2 protein-coding genes are annotated in these 2,311 nt (G+C 74.0%); both read right to left on the bottom strand.

What is annotated here, in order from left to right; all coding sequences use genetic code 11:
* Positions 1-494, bottom strand: a 494-nt coding sequence (locus tag GTW43_RS26080) for a serine/threonine-protein kinase (protein ID WP_161304433.1), incomplete at its 3' end; no start/stop codon positions are given.
* A 61-nt stretch (positions 495-555) separates the two neighbouring features.
* The gene (locus tag GTW43_RS26075; RefSeq protein ID WP_161304432.1) at positions 556-2,154 is read right to left on the bottom strand and encodes a serine/threonine-protein kinase; all 1,599 of its coding nucleotides are present in this window, start codon (positions 2,152-2,154) and stop codon (positions 556-558) included.
* Positions 2,155-2,311 lie beyond the last annotated feature (157 nt).

The raw sequence follows: 2,311 nt of genomic DNA, 5'->3' as shown, positions 1-2,311 counted from the left end.
GCGATGCCGAAGTCGGTGAGGACGACGCGGCCGGTCGCCGGTTCGAGCAGGACGTTCGCCGGCTTGAGGTCGCGGTGCAGGACGCCCGCGGCGTGCGCGACGCGCAGGGCGCCGAGCAGGGCGACGCCGATCCGCGCGGCCTCGCGGACGTCGAGCGGCCCGTCGTGGGCGATGCGGTCGGCGAGCGAGCAGCCCTCGACCAGCTCCATCACGATGTACGGGCGTCCGTCCTGCACCACGACGTCGTGCACGACGATCACATGCGGGTGTCTGAGCTGGGCGACGGCCCGGGCCTCCCGCAGCATGCGCTCGCGCTGCTGCTCCGCCTCGTCCTCGGAGAGGGTCTCGTCGACGGCGAGCTCCTTGACGGCGACCCGGCGCCCGAGCAGCGTGTCGGCGGCCCGCCAGACGACGCCCATGCCGCCGCGCCCGATCCTGGCCTCCAGCCGGTAACGTCCGCCCACGACACGGACGTTGTCCCCCTCGCTCCCCATGCGCCCCATCATGCCGCACGGTCACGGACGTGCACGGGTGCGGTTCTGGCCACCGGCCGGTTCAGGCGGGAGGCTGCCAGCCGCGCAGGATCGCGTCGAACTGGGACCGCGCGTCGCCCCAGTCGTCCTCCGGGACCGACAGGTACAGGGCGTACTCCGTGCCGTCCCCGGCGACATAGGTCTGCTCGATGGCGTGCCGGGGGCCGGACGTCGTGTCCTTGTTCCCGGCGGTCCAGGTGAACTCCCAGAGCGATCCCTCGTTGTCCCGGAACTTGTTCGACTGCAAGCGGACCCGCTGGTAGTCCGGCAGCTTGGTCATCTGCTTCTCGAGGTCCAGCTGGTGCTGGTACGAGTCCGGCCACTGGGACGCCTTGTCGACGGCGATCCGCAGGAAGCGCTCCCCGCCGTCCGGCGTGTAGTCGATCTGGGTGCCGTCCATCTGCCGCTCCCAGCCCGGCGGGAGCATCAGGCTGAATCCCTCGACGTCGTGCACCGGCTTCCAGTCCTTGGGGATCGCCCCGGACACCGGCGTCGTCGACGCGGAGGCGTCGGGGCTCGTGCCACCGTCGCCGCCGTCCGTGCCGCCGGACCCGCCGGACGCCGTCGTCCCCCGGTGCTGCACGTAGTACAACCCGCCGTACGCCCCGCCGCCCGCGACGAGGACCGCGGCCAGTGCGAAGGCCAGGACCCGGGGCCAGCGGCGCGGCCGGGCCGGTGGCTGCGGCAGCGGGGTCTGCGGGTACGACGCCGACGGCGGTGCGTCCAGGGCGGACGTGGCGCCCTGGACGGCCGGCGGCGGATCGCGGTGCACCTGCGTCGGGACGAACGCCTGCGCGGCGGTCGGCCGGCGCCCCTCGGCGGCCTCCGCGAGCATCGCCTCGGCCTCGTCGGCGCCGGGCCGCGCGGCCGGGTCCTTGCGCAGCAGGGCGCCGATCACCGGCCCGATCGCCCCCGCGTGCTCGGGGACCTCGGGTTCCTCCTCGATGACGGCCTGCATCGTGCTCAGCGGCGACGTGCGGCGGAACGGCGAGCGGCCCTCGACGGCCGTGTACAGCGTCGCCCCGAGCGCCCACAGGTCGGCGGCGGGGCCGGGCTCGGCGCCGCTGACCCGCTCGGGCGCGAGGTAGTCGACGGATCCGACGATCTCGCCGGTGCGGGTGATCGTCGTGTCGCCCTCGACCTGGGCGATGCCGAAGTCGGTGAGCTTGACGCGGCCGTCGAGCGAGAGCAGCACGTTGCCCGGCTTGACGTCGCGGTGCAGGACACCGGCGGCGTGCGCGGCGCGCAGCGCCCGCAGCGTCCACAGGCCGATCCGGGCGGCCTCGGCCGGGACGATCCGGCCGTGCTCCTTGACCGCGTCGGCGAGCGAGGGCCCCTCGACGAGCTCCATGACGATCCACGGCCGCTCGTCGTGCTCCAGCACGTCGTGGACGGTGACGACGGCCGGGTGGTTGATCCGGGCGGCGGCCCGCGCCTCGGTCTGCGTCCGGGTGAGCAGGACGGCCCGGTCGGCCTCGGAGACGAACTGAGCCGCGGTCAGCTCCTTGACGGCCACGACGCGATGCAGCACCTCGTCGTGCGCGCGCCACACCCGGCCCATGCCGCCGCGCCCGATCGATTCGCCGAGCCGGTAACGCCCGGCGAGGAGCTCGCCCTGCATCTGATTCACGTTCCCCCGCAATGGTCTTGACAGGGTCACACTAGGGAGCGGCCGCCCGGTGAGGAACAGCCGGGGTGGCATGGAAACCGCACTGTGACGCTTGTCGCGCCGCGCCGCGGGCGCTAGGGCCTGTCCGGCGGATCAGGTCGCGTCCGGG

Origin of the sequence: Streptomyces sp. SID5785, assembly GCF_009870065.1 — a bacterium.
GTDB lineage: Bacteria > Actinomycetota > Actinomycetes > Streptomycetales > Streptomycetaceae > Streptomyces.
This window is presented reverse-complemented; position numbering and strand designations above follow the sequence as displayed.

Excerpts from the sequence above, each read along its gene's own strand:
- GTW43_RS26075 (WP_161304432.1), bottom strand. The coding sequence starts at position 2,154 with ATGCAGGGCGAGCTCCTCGCCGGGCGTTACCGGCTCGGCGAATCGATC.